Below are 4,085 nucleotides of genomic sequence, written 5' to 3'. Positions count from 1 at the left end.
CTTCTGGGTGGCGTCCCAGAAGGCGTCGAAGGCGGGCTCCTCGGCGCGCAGGCTGGGGGGCACCAGGTCGAGCCGGGTCGCGTCGACCTCGACGCCCTGGGCGGTGAGCTTGCGCATCGCCTCGGTCGTGCGCCGCGCCAGCGTCGCCTGCTCCCACGCCCGGGCCGCGATGCCCAGCACCGCCGCCTCGTCGGCCTCGAAGCGGATCTCGGGCAGGGCGGAGGTGTCGGTCGAGATGCGGTAGCCGGGGTCGTCGTCGAAGAAGGCGTCCAGCGAGCCGACCTCGATCACGACCCCGAGCTCGCGCAGGTCGTCCTTGTCGCGCTCGAAGGCCTTCTCGAAGGCCTCGTCACCCCGGGCTGTGTCGGGGTACTCGGCGTAGTGGGCACGCCGGATGTCCTGCTTGGGGACGAACCGGGTCTGCGCGAGCAGCATGATGTAGAGGTTGAGCAGACGCTCAGCCTTGTCGCTCGCCATCCTGGTCCCCCTCCCCTCGGATCAGGCCGCGCCGAGGATGTCGACCACGAAGAACAAGGTGTCGGTGCCCTTGATGCCCGCCTGCTCGTTGCCGCCCTCGCCGTAGCCGAGCGCCGGCGGGATCGACAGGATGACCCTCGACCCGACGGTCTGGCCCACGAGCGCCTGGTCCCAGCCCTTGACGACGGCGCCGGTGCCGATCGGGAACGACGTGGGCTGCTTGGAGTAGGACTCGTCGAACGGCTTCTTGGCGTCGTAGACCTGGCCGAGGTAGTCGACCGCGATGGTCTGGCCCTTCTCCACGACGGGGCCCTCACCCTTGATCAGGGTGGTGTCGAGCAGGTTCTTGCTCGGCTTGTTGGCCTCGGTGAAGTCGAGGCCGGTGATCGTGTCGCCGTCCTCGACGAGCGTCGGGGCCCACTTGGCCGGCTCCCGCTCCTCGCCGCTCGGCTCGTTGGCCACCTTGGCGAGCAGGTCGACGATGATCACCAACCCGTCCTGGTTGCCGATGCCGAGCTGGGGGTTGCCGGACTCGCCGTAGGTGTCCTCGGCGCTGGCCACCACCGCGACGCGTGAGCCGACGGTGTGGCCCTCGATGGCCTCCTGGAACGGCTTTCCGAGGTCGGCGTACGTCAGCAGCTCCGGGGCCTTGGCGTCGTAGGTGCTGAACGCCTTCTCCTGGGTGAAGCCGTTGCCCATCCAGATGTGCGCGAAGACGTTGTCACCCTCGCCGAGCTCCTCACCGTCGCCCTCGGTGAGGACCTTGGACTCGATGCCGTCGGGGTCGACCTCCTCGTCGAAGGTGACCTCGGGCTCCTTGCCCGGGTCGCCCGTCACGCTGAACGCGTCGAGGCCGGCGCCGGAGGCCCCACCGTCGTCGTCACCGCAGGCCGTGAGGCCCATCGTGGAGAGCAGGAGGACCCCGCCCGCCGCGGCAAGGCGCGTGCGGCGGGTGCGGGTGGTGCGGGGGCGAGACACGTTCGGCCACCTTCTGAGGTCGGTGCAGGAGGTCGGTGCAGGAGGTCGTCCTGGACGGAGCGGTCACCCTATCCGGCGACTCTGAAGGAGTGCTGAGGCAGGCTCACATGCCGTCGATGAGGCGCTGCACGCGCTCGTCGTACGCCTTGAAGGGGTCCTTGCAGAGCACGGTGCGCTGCGCCTGGTCGTTGAGCTTGAGGTGCACCCAGTCGACGGTGAAGTCGCGCCGTCGCTCCTGCGCCTTGCGGATGAACTCACCCCGCAGCCGGGCCCGGGTGTTCTGCGGCGGGACGCTCTTGGCCTCGAAGATCTTGAGGTCGGTGGTCACCCGTGCGACGGCCCCCCGCTTCTCGAGCAGGTAGTAGAGCCCCCGGCCGCGGTGGATGTCGTGATAGGCCAGGTCGAGCTGGGCGACCCGCGCGTGGCCGAGCGGCAGGCCGTGCTTGGCGCGGTAGCGGTCGATGAGCTTCCACTTGATGACCCAGTCGATCTCGCGGTCGATCAGGCCGAGGTCGTCGGACTCGATCGCCTTCAGGCCGCGCTCCCACAGGTCGAGGGCCTGCTCAATGAGCGGCGTGCTGATCTGGCGGCGGTCGACGAAGTCGCGGGCCTTGCCGAGGTACTCGGCCTGGATGTCCAGGGCGCTGGCCTCACGACCGTTGGCGAGGCGGATCTTGCGGCGACCCGTGACGTCGTGGGAGATCTCGCGGATGGCGCGGATGGGGTTCTCCATGGTGAGGTCGCGCATCACCACGCCCTCCTCGATCATCCGCAGCACCAGGTCGCAGGAGGCGACCTTGAGCATCGTGGTGGTCTCGCTCATGTTGGAGTCGCCGACGATGACGTGCAGACGTCGGTACTTCTCCGCGTCGGCGTGCGGCTCGTCGCGGGTGTTGATGATGGGGCGGCTGCGGGTGGTCGCGCTGGAGACGCCCTCCCAGATGTGCTCGGCACGCTGGGAGACGCTGTACGACGCCCCGCGCGGGGTCTGCGTCACCTTGCCGGCCCCGACGATGATCTGCCGGGTCACCAGGAACGGGATCAGCACGTCGGCGAGCTGGCTGAACTCGCCCGCGCGACCGACCAGGTAGTTCTCGTGGCAGCCGTAGGAGTTGCCGGCCGAGTCGGTGTTGTTCTTGAACAGGTAGATGTCGCCGGCGATGCCCTCGTCGTGCAGGCGCTGCTCGGCGTCGAGGAGCAGCCCCTCGAGCACCCGCTCCCCCGCCTTGTCGTGCGTGACCAGGTCGACGATGTCGTCGCACTCGGGGGTGGCGTACTCCGGGTGGCTGCCGACGTCGAGGTAGAGACGGGCGCCGTTGCGCAGGAAGACGTTGGACGAGCGACCCCAGCTCACGACCTTGCGGAAGAGGTACCGGGCCACCTCGTCGGGACTCAACCGGCGCTGCCCCTTGAACGTGCACGTGACGCCGTACTCGTTCTCGATGCCGAAGATGCGCCGGTCCATGAGCACACCCTAGGCCGCAACACCACACGTGCGGGGGGTCCCGAGGGAAGACACGCAGGTCATCCCGCGGTGGGCGGGACCGCCGGGGGCGCGACGGGCGGCGCCACCGGCGGCTCGACGGGCTCCCCGGTCACCGGGTCCTCGAGCGGGGGCGTGCCCCCGCTGACCTGGTCGGTGGGGTCGGCCGGGTCGTCGACCGACGGGACGGTCGGCGGCGTGGCAGCGCCGGCGTCCTCCGCCCGCGGCTCGTCGGGCTGGACGGGCCCGCGCTCGCCGAGCAGCTCGACGAGGCGCGACTCGCGCAGCCGCACGAACTTGCGGGGCTGCGGGCGGGAGCGCTCCAGCACGGCGACCTCGAGGTTCTCGGTGGAGATCACCCGGTCGTCGGTCTCGCTGTGACCGAGGGCGGCCACGGCCAGGCGTACGGCGTCCTGGAGGCTCGCGCCCTCGACGTAGTGCTCGCGCAGGTGGCCAGCCACCACGTCGGCGGCGCCACCCATCACGGCGAAGCCGTGCTCGTCGGCGACCTGGCCGTCGTAGGTGAGGCGGTAGACCTGGTCGTCGGCGGGCGACTCCCCCACCTCGGCGACGAAGATCTCCACCTCGTAGGGCTTCTCGCCACCCGAGGAGAAGATGCTGCCCAGCGTCTGGGCGTAGGCGTTGGCGAGGCCGCGGCCGGTCACGTCGCGGCGGTCGTAGGCGTAGCCCCGCATGTCGGCGAGACGGACACCGGCGATGCGCAGGTTCTCGAACTCGTTGTAGCGACCGACCGCCGCGAAGGCGATCCGGTCGTAGATCTCCGAGACCTTGTGCAGCGCCTGCGAGGGGTTCTCGGACACGAACAGGATGCCGTCGGCGTACTGGATCACGACCACCGAGCGGCCGCGCGCGATGCCCTTGCGCGCGAAGTCCGCCCGGTCCTTCATGAGCTGTTCCGGGGAGACGTAGAAGGGGGTGCTCATGGTGCTCCTCAGGTCAGGGCGGCGGCGGGGCCGTCGGGCCGCTGCATGCGCGCGGCGATGATCCGGTCGGCGATCGCGGCGACCTCGTCGTCGGGGAACCGACGACCGCCGTCCGCGGTGATCACGTGCACGACGGGGAAGATCCGACGGGCCAGGTCCGGCCCGCCGGTCGCGGAGTCGTCGTCGGCGGCGTCGTACAGCGC

At 70.2% G+C, this 4,085-nt stretch carries 4 protein-coding genes and 1 pseudogene; all 5 read right to left on the bottom strand.

Translation table 11 applies throughout. From position 1 onward, the window contains the following. Nucleotides 1-477 (bottom strand): helix-turn-helix transcriptional regulator (locus tag ACXJKL_RS16080; RefSeq protein WP_457208034.1); only part of this gene is annotated, 477 nt, incomplete at its 3' end. Nucleotides 478-498: 21 nt separating this feature from the next. Further along, the gene (locus tag ACXJKL_RS16075; protein WP_457208033.1) at nt 499-1,455 is read right to left on the bottom strand and encodes an FKBP-type peptidyl-prolyl cis-trans isomerase; all 957 of its coding nucleotides are present in this window, start codon (nt 1,453-1,455) and stop codon (nt 499-501) included. Nucleotides 1,456-1,558: 103 nt separating this feature from the next. Further along, nucleotides 1,559-2,920 carry a Pup--protein ligase gene (pafA, locus tag ACXJKL_RS16070; RefSeq protein ID WP_457208032.1) on the bottom strand — a complete coding sequence of 454 codons (1,362 nt, stop codon included), beginning with the start codon at nt 2,918-2,920 and terminating at the stop codon, nt 1,559-1,561. A 59-nt stretch (nt 2,921-2,979) separates the two neighbouring features. After that, nucleotides 2,980-3,882: a proteasome subunit alpha gene (gene prcA / locus ACXJKL_RS16065; protein WP_457208031.1), complete on the bottom strand. Its 903-nt coding sequence runs from the start codon at nt 3,880-3,882 to the stop codon at nt 2,980-2,982. Nucleotides 3,883-3,890: 8 nt separating this feature from the next. Further along, nucleotides 3,891-4,085, bottom strand: a pseudogene (locus ACXJKL_RS16060) (proteasome subunit beta); the annotation flags it as partial.

It is taken from the genome of Nocardioides sp. P5_C9_2 (assembly GCF_054049555.1).
Note: the sequence above shows the minus strand (reverse complement) of the source record. Positions and strands in the feature narration are given on the sequence as shown.